Below are 22,521 nucleotides of genomic sequence, written 5' to 3'. Positions count from 1 at the left end.
ACCTTTACACGATATTATTCAACGCAAACGTTTGAGAGCCGAACTGTTTACTCCACCTTGCTTTTGATATCGGCCAGGATCTGTAATTGTAGTTCTCGGCGGTCAAGATCTGATTGCCGGGCATTGCTCAGTATCGCTTTTTTCAGCGCCTTGTTCTCGGCATCATAAACTTCGATAGCATCAGGTGTTAGGAGTTCGACATTGCTTAAAGCGGTCAATAAAGGATAATTCAGCCGGGTTAAAACCTGGTGACTTAGCAGTTCAAATATTTCAATTTCCTGAGGTGCTAACTCTTTATGAAACTTACCTTTATTGTTGGTCATGATGGGTTTCTCGAGGTTCTGCCACATCTCGCCGGCGGCAGCAGTAGCCTTTGACTCGTTGGAATTATAAAAACTCAGCATATTATCGCTGTAATCTATCTCCAGAAATGCGCAGAGCTTTCGGATCAGCATTTCGGGCTGGGTAATAAGCGTTTCGTAATTCAGAGCGAAGAAACGATCCTCACCAATACGTTCGGACAGATCGATACAGGCCTGCTGGTCGTACGTCCATTGCTGGGCCAGGTGATAGATGTGTTTTTCGCCAACGATGGCTTTTTTGAAGGATACCGCCACATCCCGTCCGTCGCGGTACAGGTAAATGTATTTCAGGCCAGGATTGTGTTTTTCCAGCTCAGCTGCATAATGCACATTAGCCATACTTTTGCAGCACCAGTACCGGGCGTTTTTGGCCATAGCCGCCTGCTCATAAATAAGCCGGTTGATCTCATACAGGCTGTATACGGTGGAGTTCTCGAAGATCCAATCCCTGTTGATATTGATCCCTTCCCAGGGTACGGGATTGGCTTCTACATAGTCAGCAACATCGTTAATGAGTATTTTATAGGCACTCTCATCCAGCGGACCGTAAAATTGTAATAAGGGTACAAAAGTAACCAGTATATGCGGCGGATGCGGTGATGCAATAGCTTCCGATTGATCCAATATCACCCTTAATAAATTGGAGCCCGACCGCTGCGTACCGATCATCTGAATGCCTTGTGGTTGGTAAAGTTTACTCATATGCCATAAAATTTTGTGATTACTCCAAGTGTGATGGAGCCTATAATTAAATAAACCGGATTTATTTTATACTTGAAACTCAGCACCAGAGAAACAAGCCCCACCGCTACAAAAAGTACCGACAAATGCTGCTGGAAGAATATTTTAAATGCCGATGAAATGATCAGACCAATAACCACTACTTTGATACCCGATACCATATCTTTCACCAGACTGTGATCTTTATTTTTCTTGAACAACTTACTCACTACGATCATTAACACCGCCGAGGGGCCGAACATAGCCACCGTAGCCAATATAGCCCCGGTAATACCGGCCAGTTTATAACCGATAAAGGTAGCGCTCACCAGGATAGGTCCCGGCGTAGCCTGGCTAAAGGCTATGGTATCCACAAATTGCTGTGCGGTGACCCAATGCAGGTCTTTTACAAATAAGGATTGCATAATAGGGATCATCACATAACCGCCCCCAAACAAGGAAAGACTTATCCCCGAAAAAACAACCCCTATTTTTAGTAATATACTGCTGATGTTTTTGTAGATGCCGCTGATAAAAACGCCTTCGTTAACCAGTAACAAAGCGATCAATACCGAAGCAAGACTGAACTTAAACCTGCTTTTAAAAACAGTAAGTACAGCTATATTCTTGTGCTTATTGCCGCTCATGAACAGCCCGGCCACCGCCCCCGTTAAAATAAGCGCGATGGTAACCAGGTAACTATTGAACCAGGAAATAACCGCGATGGTAAACAGGCATAACAGCGCTTTTGGGTAGTTTTTAGCAATCTCCTTTTTAAACAATTGCATGCCAGCCGACAGGATAATGGCGCTTACGGCAGCAGCGACAAATTGCATTACCTGCGCCCATTCTATCTTGTACGAATAGCTAAAGTATAGCCATGACAGTAATAATATCAAGGTACAGGCAGGCAGTAAAACGGCCAGCATACTGATCACAGCGCCGGCTTTACCTTTCAAGTGATAACCTATATAGGCCACAATATTTACCGCCAGCGGGCCTGGCAGCAGGCTGGCCACGGTAACACTATCCAGGATAGTATCATTATCCAGAACCTCATCCTGATCAACCATTACTTTTTGAACAAGGGCAACCAGGGCCATATAGCCGCCAAAGCTTACACAACCTATTTTTAGGAAGGTAAAAAACAGGTATTTTAAGCTGGCCCGAACCTTTTGCTCTTGTGTTATATTGATAGTTGCCCCATCCATTAATATGCCGCCGATTTAAATTATACTGATGAAGTTAATGATTAACTCACGCTGCGTTAATAATTAATTCAACACAAACGTTTGTTATAATCCTAATTACTTTAAGATCAGTTAATTTTCAACAACGATATTTCGCGGATCCGGGTCAATACTTAAACCCCTATTTTACCTTGCACAAAAACCCCGAATTGAGCAGGGAAACTTTGTTATACAGAAAAGGCTCGCCATTGGGCATGGTCATTTTTGCACCGCTAAAAGTAGCGATGGCCTGCCCTGCGGCCGTATCCCACTCCATGGTAGGGCCATGGCGGTAGTAAATATGGGCCCGGCCTTCGGCTATCAGGCAAAATTTAAGTGAACTGCCTGCAGAAATAGTCTCTTTTATAGGGTACTGACTCAACACGGCGGTTTCTTCGGGCGAGGCGTGTGAGCGGCTGCCTGCGGCTGTCCAACTGGTGCTGTTTACATCCGCATGCAGATGGGTGGTTGCCCCATCCTGGGTCTCTTTCCAACTGCCGATGTTTTGGCCGCCGTAGTATAGTTCGCCGGTAACGGGTATGTAGATGATGCCCAAAACTGGGGTATGCTGATGGATAAGCGCGATGTTCACCGTAAACTCGCCATTATGCTTGATAAACTCCTTGGTACCATCCAGCGGGTCTACGCACCAGAAATATGGCCAGTTTTTGCGGGTTTCGTAGGGGATATCCTTGCCTTCCTCGGAGATGATGGGGATATGCGGGGTCAAAGCGGTCAGGGCCTTGAATATCACCTCGTGCGATAGCTTATCAGCAGCAGTAAGGGGTGATTGGTCGTCTTTGAGGGTCAGCCCAATATTTTCTGGCGACAGGTTATAAATGCTGAGTATGGCAGCTCCGGCCTCTTTGGCTATCTGGTTAATTTGAGTCAGATCGATAGGTTCCAGATCCTGGTAAGTAAAAATCATTTTGATGAATATGCTATTTTAATGATCGGGTAAATATTTTAACAATTTGCGGCTCCAAAAACTTTTTAAACCTTTTATTTTAACAATTTTCGGGGCTAAAACGGGCTAAAAACGCTTGAAAATTGATCCAAAACCATCGATTTTAACACTTTTTAACAAATTTTAACGCAGTTTTAACGGTTTTTTTTTACTTTAAAAAGTATTAATTTATTGATTATCAAATAACTAAGTATAAAACCATCTATTTTTGAGCCCCTTTTCCTTTAACAAAACAGCCCGGTTTCTCTGACAAAAGAGAACCGGGCCGGTGCTTATTCAAATATACGAAAAATTGGGTGGAGAAGCAAACCTCACCCCAACCTCGAAATCTTATATCCACGCGTCATTGCGAGGTACGAAGCAATCTCTACACAAGCAGGTCAACTATTCATGTTTGCTCTGTACAGTATAGAGATTGCTTCGTACCTCGCAATGACGTAATTTATTAATGTGCCATCCCCTCTTTCCGCCGCAGGCGAAGAGAGGGTGGTCGAGCGAAAGCGATGACCGGGTGAGTCGGCTCACTACTCCGAACTCAAAACCTCTGCCTCCGCCTCTATCTTTTTCACATACAGCTCATCCACCAATATGAACACAATAGCCAGCAGCGGAACTGCCAGTATAATACCCAGTACACCCGACAGCGTCCCCATCAATACCTGCGACAATATGGTGAGCGCCGGCGGCAGATTGATCATCTTTTTCTGGATCAGCGGGGTTACAATATTGCTCACAATAGTTTGCGAAACAATATAAATCAACGCTACAATGATGGCTGTATTGGTACTTATGGTAAGCGCCAATAGCACCCCGGGGATCATGGCGGCTAGCGAGCCAAAGTTGGGGATCAGTTTCAGCAGACCCGTCAGCAGGGCCAGCACCAACGCCACCGGGATGCTCATGATACTTAAGCCTACGCCTATCAAAATAAACACCAGTACCATGGAGAGCATCATCCCCTTCAACCAGCCTTTGAGCGCCATGCTGATGCGGTCAAAAACACACCGGGCCAGCTCTTTACGGTCTTCGGGGATCAGTTTAATGATACCGTCTTTATATAAATTGGGGTTGGCTGTAAAAAACATAGCCAGGAACATGATGATATAGATATTGCCCAAAACGCCAAAACTGGTATTGAAGAATTGTTTGGCGGTAGCAAACAGCTTGTCGGAATTATCATCCGAAAGGTACATCAACACCTTATTGCCCAAAGGCGATTCGGACAGTTTTGCTTTAACGGTATTGACCGTTTTAGGTAGCGAGTCGCTCAGCACGGTTATCTGGTGGGAGATCTTACTCCCCATAAACCAAAATAAAACCGTAAGGATAATAAAGGTGCCCCCTACAGAAATGATCATGCTGGCCCGCCGGCTCCATTTGGTTTTACGCTGTATCATATCGCCCAGGCCATGAAAATAAACCGATACCAGCACACCGGCCAGCACCATCAGCAGTACATTAAAAGCTACCCGGGCTATCAGGATCACTACTACCAACAGGGCCACAATAGCTACCGTGTGCCACACTTTCTGAATATAGGTGAGTTCTTTTTCGACGGTTTCTTTTGCAGGTTGTTTGTGATTTTGGGCCATATGGTTTCTTAAAGGTTAATTCACACTTACATTACAATAATTAAACATAAAAGTTTTGCAAACCATTTATATCAGCCCACATGGGGTAAATGCCTGCCACGGCTATGTTTTTAGTTATATTTGCCTGCTTCATTTGAACATCTGCGATGAATTACACTGAACCACAACTCAGAACCATTAATGTAATACGCTACGTTACCCCGCTGCGCGAGGGCGGCTCGCTGCCGGCCATTGCCGAGGGTGACGACGAGTTTTTATATGTACTCAAATTTCGCGGCGCAGGCCAGGGTGTAAAAGCCCTCATAGCCGAACTTATAGGCGGCGAAATAGCCCGTTTGCTGGGTTTGCGCGTGCCCGAGCTGGTATTCGCCAACCTCGATCCAGCCTTTGGTCGCTCCGAAGCTGACGAGGAGATCCAGGACCTGCTTAAATTTAGCGTAGGCCTTAACCTGGCACTGCATTATCTGCAGGGCGCTATTACGTTCGACCCGGTGGTGACCGCCCTTGATGCTAAAACGGCCTCGCAAATTGTGTGGCTGGATTGCCTGCTGACCAATGTGGACCGTACCCCGCGCAATACCAATATGCTGATGTGGCACAAAGAGCTTTGGCTGATTGATCATGGCGCTTCGCTGTATTTTCATCATTCCTGGTACAACTGGGACGAGCAGGCCATACGCCCTTTTATGCCCGTAAAGGATCACGTACTGCTGCCCCAGGCGTCGCTGCTGGACGAGGTCGACGCCGAGTTTTGTTCGATCCTGACCGATGAGCGCATCCTGGCCATTGTTAACCTGATTCCTGACGAATGGCTTACCGACGATTCGGAAAACGGCACACCCGCCGAACGCCGCGATGTTTATTACCGTTTTTTAACCACACGCGTAGCCGCGTCTGAAAATTTTGTAAAAGAAGCACAACATGCAAGAGCCATACTTATTTGAGTACGCCGTAGTACGCGTTGTGCCCAGGGTAGAGCGCGAGGAATTTATAAACGTAGGTGTGATCATTTACTGCCCGAAACAGCAGTTCCTGAAAGTTAGGTTTGTGTGGAACGAGGCCCGTATAAGCGCGCTGGCTCCCAGCCTGGATCTGGATTGCCTGAAAGATAACATCAACTCCTTTGAAAGGATCTGCCATGGCGATAAACATGCCGGCCCTATAGCCAAATTGGACCTGGCTTCCCGTTTCCGCTGGCTTACGGCTACACGCAGCACGGTGGTGCAATCGTCAAAAGTACACCCTGGCTTGTTGCTGGATGCTGAGGCTACTTTGAACAAATTATTTGAGCAGTTGGTGGGGTAATTGACTCATCGGTCCATCGCTGAGAGGAAGGGATAAAAAAACAACGTCATTGCGAGCGCAGCGTGGACAACCGACCAGAGGGAGCTCATTAATACCTTTGAAAGATAATTAACAACATTAATAATCCCCAACTTACAGAGACGCTCTGCATATCGGGGATTGCCACGTCGTTCCTCCTCGCAATGACGCGTGCGAAAGGTGTCACCACCCTCTTTCCGGCGAAGCCGAAGAGAGAGTCGTCCCGCGAAGCGCAGACAGGGTGAGTCGTCTGCAACAAGTGCATATATTTCCTTTAACGAATTAAAATTCCTTAAATTGAAAAAAGCTTATTAATATTGATGCTTAATTCATAACACCCATGAGCACCCCCGAAAAACAACATTGGGAAAAGGTATACGGCAGCAAAGCCGAAGATGATGTAAGCTGGTTTCAAACCTACCCCAAAACTTCCATGGATTTTGTGGGATCGCTGCCGGTAGATCTGTCGGCCAATATCATTGATATTGGTGGTGGCGATAGTCGACTGGTGGATGCTTTGCTGGATAAAGGTTATCAAAATATATGGGTGCTGGATATTTCTGCAGCATCTATCGAAAAGGCCCAAAAAAGATTAGGCGACGATGCCGCCAAAGTGCATTGGATAGTATCAGATGTTACCGAATTTGTTCCACCCGTAAAATATCAGGTGTGGCATGATCGCGCCGCTTTTCATTTTTTAACCACCGAAGATAAAATAGCCAGTTACATATCTATCGCGGAGGATGCCATTCATCCGGGCGGTTACCTGGTACTAGGTACATTTTCTGAAAATGGCCCCACCAAATGCAGCGGTCTGGAGATCAAACAATATTCCGAAAATACCATGGCCGCCAGGTTTGAAAACTCCTTTGAAAAACTACGATGCATTACCGAAGATCATCAAACGCCGTTTAACACCACACAAAACTTTACTTTTTGCAGTTTCAGGAGAAGAGACTGAGTTGAATGAGTCCTGAGGCGAGGAAAAAGGTTGTCATGCTGAGCTCCGTTGAAGCATGGTGGGTAGGCCTCTGCGCACGCCCTTCGACAAGCTCAGGGTGACAGGCCGCTCAGCAGTCGCTCGGCTCCAGCCGAGTGACTGGTATTACCCGGCCTCCGGCCGCTGCAGAAAAAAAGCATGTTTAATTCGCAAGCCAGAGGCCTGAAAATAGTCGTCACTCGGCTGGAGCCGAGCGACTGCCAAGGGTTTTTAGTTCCCTCCCTACGGGAGGGGTGTGGCTGGCATGGGCGCAAAGGCAGGGAGGGGTTTATACAAACGGTATAAATTTGCAATTTTCAGAAACCCATTCCTCCCCTTCCCGAGGGAAGGAATCGCACGGGCCCCTGCTTTTTAAAATATGTAAAAAATGGCGTCATTGCGAGGTACGAAGACAACCGACTGGAGGGAGCTCATTAATACCGATAAAAAACAATCAAAATATTAATAATCTCTATGCTATACAGAGCGACTCTGTAAATCGGGGATTGCTTCGTACCTCGCAATGACGTGTGGAGAGGATGGGTATCCCCCCTTTCTAACTACATCGTTGCCGTGACTACCTTTTTCTCTTTTAACACTACCCATGGATAACTGAAGATATAATCGCCGGAACCAACGCTGATGGTAACGCCGTCGTCGCCGGCATGCGCCATATCTAGGGCGATGGGCTTACCCTCGAGTTTTACATCTTCGGTATGGGCCTGCGGCAGGGTTATATCGGCTGTAGTGTTAGGTGGGATGGTCACATGGATCTGCATGGTACCGTTGTTTACCTCCCATCCTGATAGCACCTGGCCGTACATGCTCTGGAATGTGACTTTGGCAAAGCTAAATTTATGATGAGGTTCTGGCTTAATAATGATGTGTTTGTAACCGGCCTTACCCAATTGTAAACCGGCCATTTGCTGGTACATCCAGTCGCCAACCGCACCGTACGAGTAATGGTTAAAGGAGTTCATGCTTTTATCCTCAAAAGTACTGTCGGTTTTAATGCCGTCCCAGCGTTCCCAAATGGTGGTGGCACCCATTTTTACCGGGTACAGCCACGAAGGATATGTTTTTTGCAGCAGCAGGTCATAAGCCACACTGCTATACCCGTTTTGGGATAGTACCTGGCACAAATAAGGCGTACCCAAAAAACCTGTAGAGAGGTGGTTATTACGGCTGCGTACATCTTCAACCAGGTAAGCGGCGGCTTTGGCTTTCAGACTGTCGGGCACCAGGCCAAATTTCAGGCCCAGTACGTAGCCGGTTTGTGAGTCGGCAAAAATGCGTCCTGTTGGGGTCACGTAATTGCGTACAAAGGCTTTTTTAACTTGTTCAAATATATCGTTGTAGTACTTTTCATCCGCAGTGTTACCTAATACCCCTGCGGATTGGCTCAGCAGTTTAGCGGAGTAAGCATAAAAAGCGGTGGCGATCAGATCGGGATTGGTATAGCCATTGGGCTCCGAAAAATCATAAATACCGGGGCGATAAAACAGCCAGTCGCCAAAAACGCTGCCGCCGCGCCAGATGTATTTATCACCGGATTTTTTGATGATATAATCAACATAAGCTTTCATGCTGGCGTATTGATTTTGCAGGATGCGTTTATCGGCATAAACCTGGTACATTGTCCAGGGCACAATAACCGATACATCACCCCAGCCTGCTGAAGTAGCGTGGTTGGTTTCAAAAACATTGGGTACAACAAAAGGTACCCTCCCATCGGCCGACTGATCGGCAGCTACGTCTTTTATCCATTTGGCAAAAAATGGAGCCACCTGCATGTTAAAGGCTGCCGTACGCGAAAATACCTGCGCGTCGCCCGTCCAGCCCAGGCGCTCATCACGCTGCGGGCAATCTGTCGGGATATCCAGGAAATTGCCTTTTTGCCCCCACTGGATATTATGCTGGAGCTTGTTGATCATGGTGTCGGAACAGGTAAACTGCCCGGTAACCGGCATATCTGAATGTACTACCACTGCAGTAAAATTCTCCGGTTTCAGCTCGCCGGGAAAACCTTCTACCGCGATATAACGGAAACCCATAAAGGTAAAGTGCGGTTCAAACACCTCTACCCCACTGCCCTTAAGTGTATAGTTAAGTGTTGCCGTTGCCGAGCGCAGGTTGGCGGTATAAAACTCCCCAAATTTATCCAGCACTTCGGCATGGCGGATCTTTACGTTTTGCCCGGCATTACCGCTTACTTTTAAGCGTATCCAGCCGGTAAGATTCTGCCCAAAATCAACAATCTGCGTGCCCTTGGGGCTTTTAAATATGCCAATTGGTTTGATCTCCTGTATTTTGTGTACGGGTACGCTTTGCACCCCTACCAGTATTTTATTATTAAAAGCCGCGACATCTACTGGCTCCCAGCCGGCATCGTTAAAACCTTTGCTGGCCCAGCCGGGTATTTCTTTGCGGGCGTCATAATTTTCGCCATCATAAATACCGTCGAGGCGTATAGGGCCGTCTTTTGTGCCTTTCCAGGAGCCATCGGTATTAATGTGCTGCACCGTACCATCGGCATAGGTGATCTGTAGCTGGCATAGCAGGGCCAGTTTTTTACCCCAGAACCCCCACTGATTGGTGTAACCCGTTGTTCCGCGGAACCAACCATCGCCTATCATAGCGCCTATTACATTATCGCCTTGTTGCAGCATGGCGGTAATATCATAAACCTGGTATTGCAGGCGTTTCTTATATTCCGTCCAGCCGGGAGTAAGCACCTGATCGCCTACTTTTTTGCCGTTGAGGTATAGCTCATATAAACCATGCGCCGTGGCGTATGCCCGGGCCGATACTATCTTTTTGGATACGCTGAATTGTTTGCGCAGCATGGCCGCGGGTATTTTACGTGCGGCGGAATCCTGCTTGGGTTGTACCCAACTGGCTGTCCAGTCGGCGGGCGAAAACATACCCGTTTCAAAATAAGCCGGTTTACTCCAGGCCGATGCGTGGTTATGGTTATCCCAGACCTTTACCTGCCAATAATAGCGGGTAGCCGGTTTTAAGGAAATGCCGGCGTACGTGATCAGGATAGAGGAATCTGTAGATACTTTCCCAGTGTTCCAAACCGTTTTGGATGAGGAAAAAGACACATCTGTTGCCACCCTGATATTGTAAGCCTGCTGCATGGTATTACGCTGGGTGGTATTGATCTTCCAGCTGAGGCGTGGATTTACAATATCAATACCTGCGGGATTGCTGAGGTATTCGCAGGTTAAGCCATCGGCTGCCGGGTTTTGCGCCATGCACACTACCGGGAAAAAGAGTAAAAGATAAAGCAATATAGGTTTCATGATGATAATTGGTAATTCAATGATATCAATTGCGTTTTAAAGCGGCAACCCCGTCCATCCTCTCTCTTAAATTGTATACTTCTGTCTCGTCTTAGTGCTGGCGCAAATAGGTTATTTCATCTTTTTTTTAATTTATAAAAACCTGCTGACATAGGGCTGTCACCAGCTGTTCGTTACTTTGAATCATCAACATTAACAATAACAATAAAACGATAAAGCTATGTCAACCATCACCATGTTATTAAAAGAAATGGACCAGGAAGCGCAAACCACTCGTAAAATGCTGGAGCGCATCCCCAATGATAAATTTCAATGGCAACCGCACGAAAAAAGCATGAACATACAGCGCCTGGCTAATCATATTGCCGAACTGCCGGCTTGGGTTACCATGACCTTAACCAGCGACGAGCTGGACTTTGCCGCCAAACCCTATAAACCTATACCCAACAACAATACGCATGAACTGCTTGATTTTTTTGAGGAATCATTAAAAAGTGGAAAAACGCACCTGGTTCATGCAAAAGAGGCCGATCTGGAAAAAAAATGGACGCTGCGTAACGGCGATCAGATCCTGAGCGAATCGACCAAGGGCGATGTGATCAGGATGGCCTATTCGCAGATCGTTCATCACCGGGCGCAATTGGGCGTTTACCTGCGCATGCTTAATATACCATTACCGGGTAGTTACGGCCCAAGCGCAGACGAAGGCGGTTTTTAAAGAAATACCCACCTATGAGAAACAAAAAAGCCATTGTCCTGTAAAATGACAATGGCTTTTTGCATGAGGTATGATTAATACTAATGCCTGTGTTTTGATAAATTGCTTACGTTAATTTCTTCCAGGAAACCATCTTCGTTGATAGCATAGCGGGCATACTCGGTATTGGTATCAATTTTATAAACGGGCTTTGATCTTTTCCTGAACTTTTTACGCACAACCAGTAACGGAAGAATGATTACGGCAAGCAGGGCGGTAACTTCTAATAAAATAATATACATGACTTTTTCTTAATAAATTTGTTTGAAGGCATTGGTTATCAACAACAAACAAAGCAATAAGCCTGCCCTGTCCCCGGTTCAACCGCCGTCAAATAATTATACAGCTAATTATGTGCCATAATTCTTACTAACACAAAATATTACACTTTTATTATGACCTGGGTTATAAATAATTGGTAAAAGATGGTAATTAACCGCAGGGGCTGGTTAACGATATAAGGTAGGTTAACGGTAAAATAGAAGTATTTCTGCACAAATCAGCTATACTTAACAGAAGATTACCGTGCTGCTGCCACAGTACATAGATACTTACTTTTATTTTATTTAACAACAAAAATTTCAAAATGATTCATCCTTATCATTTTGAAATTCAAGCTTATAAATTGTAGAATAGTGTAGCATTTTGGCCCCAGAATAATTCCTGTTCTGTTGCCGACAGGCCTGAGCAATAGTTATTTATCACCTGCATGGTACCTTCGTAGCCGCCGGCCAACAGACATACGGGCCAATCAGACCCAAACATCACCCGGTTGATGCCAAACGCGTTGAACACGACATCCAGGTAAGGCGTAAAATCTTCGGTTTTCCAGGATTTCCAGTTGGCTTCGGTCAACATGCCTGATATTTTGCAATGAACATTGGGATATTTGGCTAAAGCACGGATATCTTTTTGCCAATCATGAATGTCTTGATCTTTAATATGTGGTTTGGCCAAATGATCAAGCACAAACTTTTGATCGGGGAAACCTCCGGCCAGTAATCCGGCATAAGGCAGATGTTCCGGATATATCAGTATATCATAAGTATAGCCGTACTTTTGCAGGCTGGCAATCCCCTTTTGGAAGCGGGGTTGCAGCATATACTGCTTATCAGGCTCCGATTGTAAAATATGACGAAAGCCTTTCAGCTTGTCAAACTGTTTAAAATATTCCAACCGTTCCTCCAGGTTATCTGCTTTTAGGTCAACCCAGCCCACTACACCTTTTACAAAAGGGTTAGCGGCAGCTATTTCCAACAAAAATTGGGTTTCCTGTTCGGATTGATCAGCCTGCACAGCCACACAACCGTCAATGCCGTTTTGTTGTAATACCGGCAGCAAATCGGCTGGTAAAAAGTCACGTTTGATCACCAGCATTTCATCGTTGATCCAGCTATCACGAACCGGATCAAATATCCAGAAATGCTGGTGTGCATCAATTTTAGGCATAAGCTACCACGTTTTGTTTTGATTCGCCCAGGCCATCGATGCCCAGTTCAACTACGTCGCCCGGTTTTAAATAGAATGGCGGTTTCATACCCAGGCCAACACCGGCAGGTGTACCTGTTGAAATGATATCGCCCGGCAGCAGCGTCATGAACTGGCTGGTATATGAAATTAAATGGGGCAGATTAAAAATAAAGTTAGAGGTGGTGCCATCCTGTAGTATTTTACCATTCACCTTGAGCCATAAACGCAGGTTATGCGGATCTGCAATTTCATCAGGCGTAGCCAGAAACGGGCCAAGCGGCGCAAAGGTATCGCAACCTTTCCCCTTATCCCAGGTACCGTTACGCTCCAGCTGAAATTCGCGCTCGGATACGTCGTTATGCAATACATAACCGGCCACATAATTCATCGCATCAGCTTCATCAACATACGATGCTTTTTTGCCGATCACTACCGCCAGTTCCACTTCCCAATCGGTTTTTACCGAATTTTTAGGGATCACGATATTATCATTCGGACCCACAATAGCGGTGGTAGCCTTCATGAATATTACCGGCTCTGGTGGCAGGGGCGCATTGGTTTCTTTAGCATGATCGGCATAATTTAAACCGATACATACAATTTTTGAAGGCCGTACTACCGGGCTGCCCAAGCGTACGCTATCGGCAACTTCAGTCAGTTGTTTATCTTTTATAAAAGCTGCCAAGCGGCCCACACCATCAGTTTCAAAAAACTGCTCGGTATAATCTTCGCCAAAGGCAGAAACATCATATTTTTTATCGTTAAGGATCACTCCTGGCTTTTCTTGTCCAATTGCTCCAAATCGTATCAGCTTCATATTGTTGTTATTTTATGTTATACGTCGTACGTTTTACGTGTTTTCATTTTGTACGTTTTATGTTATCAGATGCAGCTGGTATTATTTTAACTTACAACGTATCCACGTAAAACGTACAACTTATTTAGTTATTCAGGGTGATAAATCCGCCATCGATAGGATAATCGGTACCGGTGATAAAGCCGGCTTCATCCGAGCAAAGATAAAGGGCCAGAGCCGCTACTTCTTCCGAACGGCCCATGCGACCGATAGGTTGACTTTTGGATAGCTTTTCAAATATCTCATCCTCTTTACCAGCGTAGTTCTTAGCAATAAAGCCATCCACAAACGGTGTATGGATGCGTGCCGGCGAAATACAGTTACACCTGATATTATCATGCAGGAAGTCGCGCGCGACAGAAAGCGTCATGGCATGTATAGCGCCTTTGCTCATGGAATAGGCAAACCTGTCGGTAATACCCACGCTGGCCGCTATGGATGCGGTATTCAATATCACACCACCACCATTGGCTTTTAACACCGGGATCACCGCGAAAAGACAGTTGTAAGCGCCTTTTACATTCACGTTAAATACGCGTTCAAAATCTTCGCTACTGGTATTATCAGCCCTGCCGATGTGGGCAATGCCGGCATTATTGATCAGGATATCGATCTTACCTATCTTATTAAAAGTATCTACCACCTGTTGCTGACTGCTTACATCGCAGGCATAACCGATAGCTTTTCCGCTGGCCGCTTCAATTTCGCTTACGGTTTCGGCCGCGGCTTTATCATTTAGTTCGATGATATGAACGGTAGCACCTTGCTGCGCAAACAATACTGACATCGCTTTACCTATGCCGCTGCCCCCGCCTGTGATCACTACCGATTTATTGGTTAGTTTAAACATGTTACTCTTTTTATATTTTTTACCGGTGAGTCGACTCACCCTGTCATCGCTTCGCTTGACATCCCTCTCTTCGCCTTTGGCGGAAAGAGGGAGTTTCTTTATATTTCGTCACGTGCTGTTCGAAGTCTCTGACGTCGAACTAATATGCTTGTGATCTTCAGACTACACGAAACATCAGAACAAGACATTCGGTAGTTACAAACTACCAGCATAGTGATCCGAAGTCAGAGACTTCGGATAGCGGTTATCCTTTATCCTTATTCCTTTATCTATCTTCAACTTATAACGACACCCCTCTTTTCCAGGGTATAAAATCATCCTGACCCAGTTTTACCGATTTTGGTTCAACCTCGCCGCTGGCCAATTGGATCACATAATTTAATATGCGCTCACCTGCCTGCTGAATGGTTTCGTCGCCCTCGATGATCGTTCCGCAGTTAATATCGATAATATCCGGCATACGCTCAAACATAGCGGTATTTGTGGATAATTTAACTACCGGCGTAATGGGGTTACCCGTAGGCGTACCCAAACCAGTAGTGAACAATACGATATTGGCGCCCGAACCTACTTCGGCGGTGGTGCTTTCCACATCACTGCCCGGTGTACACAACAGGTTTAAACCGGGTTTAGTTACTTTTTCGGGATAATCCAGCACAGCCGCCACCGGTGAGGTACCGCCTTTTTTTGCCGCTCCTGCCGATTTAATAGCATCGGTGATCAAACCATCGCGAATGTTTCCGGGTGATGGATTGGCGTAAAAACCAGAACCATCTGCTTCGGCACGCGCGTTGTAAGTGGTCATCAGTTGCATAAAGCGGTTGGCTGTTTCTTCATCAACACAACGGTCGCTCAGTTCCTGCTCTACACCGCAAAGCTCCGGGAACTCGGCTAAGATCACCGAACCGCCCATGGTTACCAGCAGATCAGACACATAACCCAATGCAGGGTTTGCCGAAATACCCGAAAACCCGTCAGAACCACCACATTCCATACCGATACATAGTTTGGATAGCGGTGCGGGCTGGCGTTGATTTTGATTGGCTTGCACCAAACCGGCGAAGGTTTGTTTCAGCGCCTGTTTCAGCAATTCGCTTTCGGTACCTACTTTTTGTTGCTCCAGCACCACCATAGGTTTGCTGAAGTTGGGATCGCGTTTGGCAATTTCAGCTTGTAAAATACTCACCTGTGCATGCTGGCAGCCTAAACTTAAAACTGTTGCGCCGGCCACGTTGGGATGGGTAATATAACCAGCTATCAGTCCGCACAGCGCATCCGAATCATCCTTGGTACCGCCGCAGCCCATACTGTGGTTCAGGAATTTTATACCATCGATGTTTTTGAATAGCCGTTTGGAGTCCGCTTTTTCTGCTGATGCCTGGATATCAGCATTCAATATTTCCTCAACAGATTTGCCTGCCTGATAAAGCTCCATCAACTGCTCCACATCTCCGTCGTAGCTTTTAGCCTTTTTGTAGCCCAGTTTATCAACCAGGGCTTCTTTTAATACGTTAATGTTGCGGTTTTCGCAAAATACCAGCGGCACCACAATCCAATAGTTGGCAGTACCTACAGAGCCATCAGCCCGGTGGTAACCATTAAAGGTTTTACTGTCAAAACTACGGGTATCGGGTTGGTGCCAACTTAATTTACGCTCGCCCAGACGAAATCCGTCAGAGGCGTGGTGAACATTTTGCGTGCTCAGTAAGCCACCTTGTGGTATGGTACTGGTGGTTTTACCCACCAGTACGCCATACATATAAATTTCCTGACCGGTTTTTAGTTCATTGATCGCGAATTTATGTTTCGCGGCAATACGATCGGCCAAAGTAAAGGTATTACCCTCAAAATTGATCGGTGTTCCCTGCTCCAGGTTTTGCAGGGCTACCAGCACATTATCATGCGGGTGTATCCTTAAAAATGTTTCTTTTTGTACTGACATTGTATCCTAAATTCTAAACTCTAAATCCGAAACGCTAAACTTTACGATTAGGGGGCTTATCCGAATTCTGTTACCTTAATTAACTAAGGTTAATTCAATTACAGGTATCTCGTAATTTGGTTTTTTAACAGGTAGGGTTAACTCTACGTTCTGCCCATCAGTTTTACTTAAAAGCTCTGAATGATCATTTAAAAACTGCGCGTATTTAATTTTACCGTTATAGCCTGGCAGGTTTAATTTACCATTCTTAGGGTAATCAAACAAATGCACATATAAACGTCCGTTCACCTTATTATACGTAAGCTTGGTACCTTCTGGTATCTTATAGCTATCGGGTGCAAAAGTACAATTATAAATAGACTGATTGTTGGCGTGCATCCAGTGGCTCAGGCTATCCAGCGCGTTGGTTGCACGGTAGTCAAATTCGCCGCGGGCGGTTGGGCCAACGTTTAATATCAGGTTACCACCGTTACTGGTTGAAGTAATTAACAGATCAAGCAGCTGGCGGTGTGTTTTCCAGGTATTTTCGTCGCGATAATAACCCCATGAGCCCGAAAAAGTTTGGCAGGTTTCCCAGGTTTTACCACGATATTTGGCCAGCTCAGCAGTACTAACCTGCTCGGGGGTTTCAAAGTCGGCGCCATCTTTATATTCTTCCAGATTCAGGCGGTTATCTACAATGATGCCCGGTTGCAGTTTGCGGATCAGCTTTAAAAGCTCAACAGAGCCCCATTCGTCCTTACCTTTTCCGTGACCATCTTTACGGGGGAACGAAAAATCAAGCCAAAGGATATCAATTTTACCATATTTGGTTAACAGCTCGGTGATCTGGTTACGCATGTACTGGCGGTATTTAGCCATATCACGGTTTTTGTTTAAAGCAGCGTAAGAAGCATCGCTTTTGTCTTTTGGCGATTGCGGATGGATCTCGTCGATAGTATAATCAGGGTGGTGCCAATCGAGCAGGGAATAATAGAAACCTACTTTAAGGCCTTGTCCACGGAAGGCGTTCACATACTCACGTACCAGATCGCGTTTGGCTTTGGTATTAGGTGCTTTGTAATCGGTAAATTTAGAGTCGAACAGGCAAAAACCTTCGTGGTGTTTTGTCGTTAGTACCGCGTATTTCATGCCGGCCGCTTTGGCTTGTCTGGCCCATTTTTGTGGATCGAACAAATCTGGATTAAACTGATCGAAATATTTCTGGTAGCCGGCGTTATCAATCTTTTCATTATGCTTTACCCATTCGTGCCTGGCCGCGCCGGAGTACAGGCCCCAGTGGATGAACATCCCGAAACGGTCGTCCGTCCACCATTCCATACGTTTTTGTTTCTGGGCATCGGTTTCGGTGCCGATCATTTTTTGTGCAAACACCGGTGAGAGGGACAGGAGCACCAGCGCAAATAGCAATTGAGTTCTCTTAAACATAATTTATTGAGTTGAATTGGTTTACAAGGCAAATATTTTATTCATCAAAACCCACTTTTCACCCTTCAATGCTCCCTTTACCGGTTGCTGATATTTCCACATGAGGGTTTCCCATTCCTGTACTTTTTCATTCGCAGCATCGGCGGTCGCTTTCTTTTCAAAACTGAAGCTGTCATCGGTATCCATGATCATAAACAAACGCACATCAAAACGATAGATCTCCATATTGGTGATGCCAGAATCAACGATGCTTTTACGGATCTCGGGCCAGATGGCCTCATGGTATTTTTCGTACCCGGTAATCAGGGCTTCGTCATCAACCAAATCAAGTGTTAAGCAATATCTGTGGGCCATAGCTATTTTATAAAGCTGGTTACATTGGTAATACAAAGAAATAAGGTTTGGCTTTAAATAGTTATCCCGAAATCATCAAAGTGTTAAGCTTTTTTGGCATGGGTTGTGGGATTAAGGATTTTGGGAACAAGGATTAAGTCGCTGTCAAAAGCGCCAAGTATAATACGCTCCCAGCGGCCAGTGGCAGCCAGTGAGCCTGTCCAAAAGCTATTGGCTTCGGCCAAAGTTAAGGGGTGCATAAAGCCAACGGAACCTCCGTTAGCAACCACTTCAACCAGCATGGTACTCAGTCCGGTAATGGTCTCAGGCGTATTCTTTAAAGGTTTAATTTTCATTTCGGACATAGTTTTAAAGCTACATTCAAACGTATTTATTCATTCCTCAATGAGGATGTAGGATTAGTAAGCGCCGCTCTGAACGTGAGATAAAACGTGGTGCCTATGGCTATAACCACCAGCGCGAATACAGGCAGTGCAAACTGCCACCAGGTAAGTGCTACTTTAAACGCATAATGATTGAGCCACTGATTGATAAAAATATAGGCTACCGGCAAAGCAAAAAGGCTTGATACCAGTATCAATTTTACCACATCCCAGGTAAGTAAGGAGATGATACTTTGTACCGATGCACCTAAAACTTTGCGCACCCCAATTTCCTTGGTACGACGTGCGGCTGAGTAAGCAGTTAAACCAAACAGGCCGATACAGGCGATAAATATAGCCAGCGATGAAAACAGGGTAAAAACATGACCAAACTGCGTTTCCTGGTTGTACTGGCGATTATAAAAATCATCCAGGAAAAAGAAATCAAATGACGATTCCGGAAAATTATCATTCCAGGTACTTTTAATATTATCTACCATTTGGGTCATGTTGTTCTGGCTCACTTTAACAGAAAAATAATCGGCAGGGATCCACGCCAGAGCCGGGTCCATAAACAATATGACCGGGGTATATTTTTGCTGTAGTGATTGCTGATGATAGTCTTTAATAACACCAATCACTTCGTCGGGGTGCTTGTCGACTGTTTCGAGCCATACTTTTTTTCCAACTGCATCTTCTGGCGAACTAAAACCAAATTGTTTCACTGCCGATTCATTCAGTACCACGCCAATGGAATCGGCAGGGCGACTTTTATCAAATGCCCTGCCGGCGATCAGCTGCATACCGTATGCCTGCATAAAATCGTGATCAACCTTCAGCATCTCGTAGGTACGTTCTTCTGATTTTGGCGCGCCGAAACGCCTGTTGGCCAAAAACTCGCGCACTTCTCTGCCCGGCACAGCGCCCGAAAGCGTAACCGCCTTTACCCCCGAAAAACCCAGCAATGTATTTTTAAAACTACTGATCTTTTGCGTGTAATTATTGGTATTAACCGGAGTTTTAATAACGATGGTTTGGTTGATGTTTACGCCTGTGCTTTGGCTGCTCATGTAAACAATTTGCCGGTAAACCGCAAAGGTGCCGGCAATAAGCAGTACCGATGCCATAAACTGAAAAGCCACCATTCCCCGGCGCAGCAGTATCCCGCTTTTTGAAAACGCGAATCGCCCTTTTAGCACCGCTATAGGTTTTAACCGGGCCAGTACCATGGCCGGGTAAATGCCCGATATTAAAATGCTACCCAAAAACACCGCGCTTACTTTTAATAACAAAGCGCTGTTAAATAACAAACCATAGGTATTGCTGTCATACAAATAATGCAATAATCCGTAGCGGGCCCCCAATACCAGCACAATAGCCACCAAAAGAGCCACTATGTTGATGATGAATGATTCCGTCAGAAATTGCAGGATAAGCTGTGAAGCATGCGCCCCGCTTACCTTCCGGATACCTACCTCACGGGCACGATCAACCGATTTGGTGGTGGCCAGGTTAATATAGTTGATACAGGCTATCATCAGGATGATGAAGGCTATTACATTTAAAAAATTAACCGCGAAACGGTTGCCTTTTACCTCTATTTCATAAGGTTTGGCCGGGTTTAAATGAATATCGGTAAGCGGTACCAATTTTACAGCCCACTTCAGTTCTTTTAATGACGGGCCCGTTTTATACTGTTCGGCCAATGCCGGGAATTTAGCTTCCACAGCCTGAATGGTAGCGCTCCGGTTCAATTTTACAAAAGTGTAGCTTTCATGCTGGTACCAAAAATTCTGAATGAACTTAGATGATGTTGCCCAGGATATCAGGAAATTAAACTGCATAGTTGAATTAGCCGGAATATCTTTAAACACACCGGTAACCATGCAATGATACTTATCGCCAAGCGTGCTTACATCCAAAAATTTGCCTATCGCCTCGGCATTACCAAAATACTTTTTTGCTGCCGATTGTGATATCACTATGGTATTTACCTCTTTAAGTACGGTTAATGGGTCGCCTTTTACCAGCGGGTAAGCAAAAAAACTAAAGAAGTTACTATCGGCAAAACAAACATGTTCTTCACGGTATTTGGTGTTATTATATTTCACAACCCGCTCAGAATTGGCCCAGCTGATACGGGCATAGGATGCTATCTCCGGGAAATTGGCTTTCATGGCCGGGGCATAGCCGTTAGTACTGGTTGGCCAACTATCGGTAAGCTCCTTATCTCTGTAAAACTGACTTTCAACTCGATAAATATGAGGTGCATCGGGATGTATACGGTCAAAGCTCTTTTCAAAATTCACAAAAGCGGTAATGAGTATGAATGCCGCCATACCCAGTGCCAAACCGGTTACATTTATAAAAGTATATATTTTGTTTTTTACCAGGTTGCGGTAAGTAACCAGTAGAATATTGCGAATCATAGTTTGAAAAGGTTGAAGGCTAAATATAAGGATAATTGCCTATTTATCAAGCCGTCACTACACCAGGTCAGTAGAAATTACCTGTGTAAATTGGGTTTACATGGTTTACACTTTTCATGGTTTACATTTATTATATTATTGATAATCAATAAGTTAAATAATAAAACTCATCATAAAGTGGGTTTACATGTAAACCCACTCAGGATCTCTTCCTGCCCCCTTACGGGTTCTTGGTAAACTCCTTCTGATACATCAGCGGGCTTTTCCCGGTTACCTGTTTAAAGTGCTTATGAAATGTCGAAAAATTATTGAAGCCGCTATCGTAGCATAATTGCTTGATGTTCATTTTATTTTCTATCAACAGCTTACAGGCATAGCCCACCTTTATTTCGATAATAAATTGCGAATAGGTTTTACGGGTTTTTGATTTAAAGTACCGGCAAAAAGAATTGGAGCTCACCCCCGCTATTTCGGCAATCTCGTCCAGGTAAATCTTTTTTCTGAAATTGCGTACCGAGTATTCGTATATATTATTGAGCCTGTCGTTCTCCGACTCATTATGGTCATATTTAAAACCGATAGAAGTGAGGTAGTTAACCGGGTTGCTCACAGCTACGGTATTGAGGGCTTTAAGCAGCATGATGATCCTTTCGGCACCATCGGTATCCAGCATATCTTGCAGCAATAGGGTGAGCTTCTCTTTAGTGCTCCCGCTGATCTGCAAGCCCCTTTTTGATCGCTCAAGTAAAACTTTGATCAGCTTATTTTCGGGCAATTGTAAAAAATGGTCGCCCCAAAAGTTTTCGCAAAAATGCACAACAATTATCTCTACTTTCTCGTGCCCGTTATGATCAAAGTAAACATCATCAAAACGCCAGTAATGCGGCAGATTTGAGCCAACCAGCGTCATATCACCAGCTTTAAACTGTTTAATACTATCGCCGATAAACTGGGTGCCGCCACCTTTTTTAAAGTAGATAAGTTCAAGCTCCGGATGGCAATGCCAGCGGTTATTGATATCGGGCAACACATCGCGCCTTACACTAAATGAATGTGCGGGTCCCGAAGAAACTTTTAACAAAAGCGGTTTCATTCAAGCTAATTTACAATTGACAGGGTAAATGTAGATAAAAAATGTACAAATAGCTTAGTTTTATAGAATCTACTCATATTAAGAATATTCTATAGATCATCAAAGGGGACATATTCGACGAAATCTTTAATCTGATCGACAAAACCGAAAACCAATGCTGGTACTTTTGCGTATAATAATAAGAAAGCGTTCCGGTATCTCACCTCCGGAACGCGCTTTACTGATTAAATCAATAACATCAACTAAATCCAGATCAATCTCATGTTTGATCTTTCTTACCAGCTTTCTCAGGGATGGTAAGGCCTTAAATGCTTTATCTCCCCAACAAGGTGGCGGCTTCTGGGCTGCCACCGGGAAGTTGTTTGTATCTTCTAGAAATTTAAACTTTATTGAGGAGCAACAAATATGAATGTAATTTGTTTAAAAATAAAATTACAATAATCTTATTATCAATAATATACATACAAAAATACAAACCCTCCATACTTAAAATCCTGCTC

At 44.9% G+C, this 22,521-nt stretch carries 19 protein-coding genes; 4 read left to right on the top strand and 15 right to left on the bottom strand.

The genetic code is table 11. The features are described from left to right. Positions 1 to 47: 47 nt before the first annotated feature. The 4 genes from AC57BQ_RS02330 to AC57BQ_RS02315 form a co-directional block, all read right to left on the bottom strand. Positions 48 to 1,064, bottom strand: coding sequence for a sulfotransferase family protein (locus tag AC57BQ_RS02330; protein WP_496404741.1), 1,017 nt, complete (start codon positions 1,062 to 1,064; stop codon positions 48 to 50). Then, entirely contained in the window at positions 1,061 to 2,293 is a 1,233-nt protein-coding gene (gene chrA / locus AC57BQ_RS02325; protein WP_496404740.1) for a chromate efflux transporter, read from the bottom strand. The genes AC57BQ_RS02330 and chrA overlap by 4 nt, the downstream gene beginning before the upstream one ends. Before the next feature lie 160 nt (positions 2,294 to 2,453). Beyond that, positions 2,454 to 3,239, bottom strand: a complete 786-nt coding sequence (cysQ, locus tag AC57BQ_RS02320) for a 3'(2'),5'-bisphosphate nucleotidase CysQ (RefSeq protein WP_496404739.1) — start codon at positions 3,237 to 3,239, stop codon at positions 2,454 to 2,456. A gap of 563 nt (positions 3,240 to 3,802) precedes the next feature. Beyond that, the gene (locus AC57BQ_RS02315) at positions 3,803 to 4,870 is read right to left on the bottom strand and encodes an AI-2E family transporter (protein ID WP_496404738.1); all 1,068 of its coding nucleotides are present in this window, start codon (positions 4,868 to 4,870) and stop codon (positions 3,803 to 3,805) included. Between the two features lie 146 nt (positions 4,871 to 5,016). On the opposite strand from AC57BQ_RS02315, the gene AC57BQ_RS02310 reads away from it, so the two are divergent. From AC57BQ_RS02310 to AC57BQ_RS02300, 3 genes are all read left to right on the top strand, one after another. Continuing rightward, positions 5,017 to 5,814 carry a HipA family kinase gene (locus tag AC57BQ_RS02310; RefSeq protein WP_496404737.1) on the top strand — a complete coding sequence of 266 codons (798 nt, stop codon included), beginning with the start codon at positions 5,017 to 5,019 and terminating at the stop codon, positions 5,812 to 5,814. Next, positions 5,792 to 6,175, top strand: coding sequence for a DUF3037 domain-containing protein (locus AC57BQ_RS02305; RefSeq protein ID WP_496404736.1), 384 nt, complete (start codon positions 5,792 to 5,794; stop codon positions 6,173 to 6,175). The genes AC57BQ_RS02310 and AC57BQ_RS02305 overlap by 23 nt, the downstream gene beginning before the upstream one ends. Before the next feature lie 358 nt (positions 6,176 to 6,533). Then, positions 6,534 to 7,154 (top strand): class I SAM-dependent methyltransferase, encoded by a 621-nt coding sequence (locus tag AC57BQ_RS02300; RefSeq protein ID WP_496404735.1) that lies wholly within the window; start codon positions 6,534 to 6,536, stop codon positions 7,152 to 7,154. Between the two features lie 578 nt (positions 7,155 to 7,732). Here AC57BQ_RS02300 and AC57BQ_RS02295 read toward each other — a convergent pair. Then, entirely contained in the window at positions 7,733 to 10,480 is a 2,748-nt protein-coding gene (locus tag AC57BQ_RS02295) for an alpha-L-rhamnosidase (RefSeq protein ID WP_496404734.1), read from the bottom strand. A gap of 220 nt (positions 10,481 to 10,700) precedes the next feature. On the opposite strand from AC57BQ_RS02295, the gene AC57BQ_RS02290 reads away from it, so the two are divergent. Next, positions 10,701 to 11,198, top strand: coding sequence for a DinB family protein (locus AC57BQ_RS02290; RefSeq protein ID WP_496404733.1), 498 nt, complete (start codon positions 10,701 to 10,703; stop codon positions 11,196 to 11,198). An 80-nt stretch (positions 11,199 to 11,278) separates the two neighbouring features. Here AC57BQ_RS02290 and AC57BQ_RS02285 read toward each other — a convergent pair whose 3' ends face one another. From AC57BQ_RS02285 to AC57BQ_RS02240, 10 genes are all read right to left on the bottom strand, one after another. Next, entirely contained in the window at positions 11,279 to 11,479 is a 201-nt protein-coding gene (locus AC57BQ_RS02285) for a hypothetical protein (RefSeq protein ID WP_076373622.1), read from the bottom strand. 376 nt (positions 11,480 to 11,855) lie between these two features. Beyond that, positions 11,856 to 12,686 carry an amidohydrolase family protein gene (locus tag AC57BQ_RS02280; RefSeq protein WP_496404732.1) on the bottom strand — a complete coding sequence of 277 codons (831 nt, stop codon included), beginning with the start codon at positions 12,684 to 12,686 and terminating at the stop codon, positions 11,856 to 11,858. Further along, positions 12,679 to 13,524 carry a fumarylacetoacetate hydrolase family protein gene (locus AC57BQ_RS02275; RefSeq protein WP_496404731.1) on the bottom strand — a complete coding sequence of 282 codons (846 nt, stop codon included), beginning with the start codon at positions 13,522 to 13,524 and terminating at the stop codon, positions 12,679 to 12,681. The genes AC57BQ_RS02280 and AC57BQ_RS02275 overlap by 8 nt, the downstream gene beginning before the upstream one ends. 124 nt (positions 13,525 to 13,648) lie before the next feature. Further along, on the bottom strand, positions 13,649 to 14,413 hold the full coding sequence (locus AC57BQ_RS02270) for an SDR family NAD(P)-dependent oxidoreductase (protein WP_496404730.1): 765 nt from the start codon (positions 14,411 to 14,413) through the stop codon (positions 13,649 to 13,651). A gap of 280 nt (positions 14,414 to 14,693) precedes the next feature. Continuing rightward, a complete protein-coding gene (locus tag AC57BQ_RS02265) occupies positions 14,694 to 16,355 on the bottom strand; it encodes a UxaA family hydrolase (RefSeq protein ID WP_496404729.1) in 1,662 nt (553 codons plus the stop codon). A gap of 75 nt (positions 16,356 to 16,430) precedes the next feature. Next, a complete protein-coding gene (locus AC57BQ_RS02260; RefSeq protein WP_496404728.1) occupies positions 16,431 to 17,783 on the bottom strand; it encodes an alpha-L-fucosidase in 1,353 nt (450 codons plus the stop codon). Positions 17,784 to 17,804: 21 nt separating this feature from the next. Beyond that, a complete protein-coding gene (locus tag AC57BQ_RS02255) occupies positions 17,805 to 18,137 on the bottom strand; it encodes an L-rhamnose mutarotase (RefSeq protein WP_496404727.1) in 333 nt (110 codons plus the stop codon). Between the two features lie 83 nt (positions 18,138 to 18,220). Beyond that, the gene (locus tag AC57BQ_RS02250) at positions 18,221 to 18,472 is read right to left on the bottom strand and encodes a hypothetical protein (RefSeq protein WP_496404726.1); all 252 of its coding nucleotides are present in this window, start codon (positions 18,470 to 18,472) and stop codon (positions 18,221 to 18,223) included. Between the two features lie 35 nt (positions 18,473 to 18,507). Beyond that, complete coding sequence (locus tag AC57BQ_RS02245) at positions 18,508 to 20,928, bottom strand: ABC transporter permease (RefSeq protein ID WP_496404725.1); 2,421 nt, start codon at positions 20,926 to 20,928, stop codon at positions 18,508 to 18,510. A gap of 220 nt (positions 20,929 to 21,148) precedes the next feature. After that, complete coding sequence (locus AC57BQ_RS02240) at positions 21,149 to 22,021, bottom strand: AraC family transcriptional regulator (protein ID WP_496404724.1); 873 nt, start codon at positions 22,019 to 22,021, stop codon at positions 21,149 to 21,151. Between the last annotated feature and the right edge of the window lie 500 nt (positions 22,022 to 22,521).

The sequence above is a fragment of the Mucilaginibacter sp. BGA-UO-ETr-C110 genome, assembly GCF_059567985.1.
This window is presented reverse-complemented; position numbering and strand designations above follow the sequence as displayed.

Excerpts from the sequence above, each read along its gene's own strand:
- AC57BQ_RS02265 (WP_496404729.1), bottom strand. The coding sequence starts at position 16,355 with ATGTCAGTACAAAAAGAAACATTTTTAAGGATACACCCGCATGATAAT.
- AC57BQ_RS02270 (WP_496404730.1), bottom strand. The coding sequence starts at position 14,413 with ATGTTTAAACTAACCAATAAATCGGTAGTGATCACAGGCGGGGGCAGC.
- AC57BQ_RS02280 (WP_496404732.1), bottom strand. The coding sequence starts at position 12,686 with ATGCCTAAAATTGATGCACACCAGCATTTCTGGATATTTGATCCGGTT.
- AC57BQ_RS02275 (WP_496404731.1), bottom strand. The coding sequence starts at position 13,524 with ATGAAGCTGATACGATTTGGAGCAATTGGACAAGAAAAGCCAGGAGTG.
- cysQ (WP_496404739.1), bottom strand. The coding sequence starts at position 3,239 with ATGATTTTTACTTACCAGGATCTGGAACCTATCGATCTGACTCAAATT.
- AC57BQ_RS02285 (WP_076373622.1), bottom strand. The coding sequence starts at position 11,479 with ATGTATATTATTTTATTAGAAGTTACCGCCCTGCTTGCCGTAATCATT.
- AC57BQ_RS02300 (WP_496404735.1), top strand. The coding sequence starts at position 6,534 with ATGAGCACCCCCGAAAAACAACATTGGGAAAAGGTATACGGCAGCAAA.
- AC57BQ_RS02330 (WP_496404741.1), bottom strand. The coding sequence starts at position 1,064 with ATGAGTAAACTTTACCAACCACAAGGCATTCAGATGATCGGTACGCAG.
- AC57BQ_RS02315 (WP_496404738.1), bottom strand. The coding sequence starts at position 4,870 with ATGGCCCAAAATCACAAACAACCTGCAAAAGAAACCGTCGAAAAAGAA.
- AC57BQ_RS02260 (WP_496404728.1), bottom strand. The coding sequence starts at position 17,783 with ATGTTTAAGAGAACTCAATTGCTATTTGCGCTGGTGCTCCTGTCCCTC.
- AC57BQ_RS02295 (WP_496404734.1), bottom strand. The coding sequence starts at position 10,480 with ATGAAACCTATATTGCTTTATCTTTTACTCTTTTTCCCGGTAGTGTGC.
- chrA (WP_496404740.1), bottom strand. The coding sequence starts at position 2,293 with ATGGATGGGGCAACTATCAATATAACACAAGAGCAAAAGGTTCGGGCC.
- AC57BQ_RS02305 (WP_496404736.1), top strand. The coding sequence starts at position 5,792 with ATGCAAGAGCCATACTTATTTGAGTACGCCGTAGTACGCGTTGTGCCC.
- AC57BQ_RS02240 (WP_496404724.1), bottom strand. The coding sequence starts at position 22,021 with ATGAAACCGCTTTTGTTAAAAGTTTCTTCGGGACCCGCACATTCATTT.
- AC57BQ_RS02250 (WP_496404726.1), bottom strand. The coding sequence starts at position 18,472 with ATGAAAATTAAACCTTTAAAGAATACGCCTGAGACCATTACCGGACTG.
- AC57BQ_RS02290 (WP_496404733.1), top strand. The coding sequence starts at position 10,701 with ATGTCAACCATCACCATGTTATTAAAAGAAATGGACCAGGAAGCGCAA.
- AC57BQ_RS02310 (WP_496404737.1), top strand. The coding sequence starts at position 5,017 with ATGAATTACACTGAACCACAACTCAGAACCATTAATGTAATACGCTAC.
- AC57BQ_RS02255 (WP_496404727.1), bottom strand. The coding sequence starts at position 18,137 with ATGGCCCACAGATATTGCTTAACACTTGATTTGGTTGATGACGAAGCC.
- AC57BQ_RS02245 (WP_496404725.1), bottom strand. The coding sequence starts at position 20,928 with ATGATTCGCAATATTCTACTGGTTACTTACCGCAACCTGGTAAAAAAC.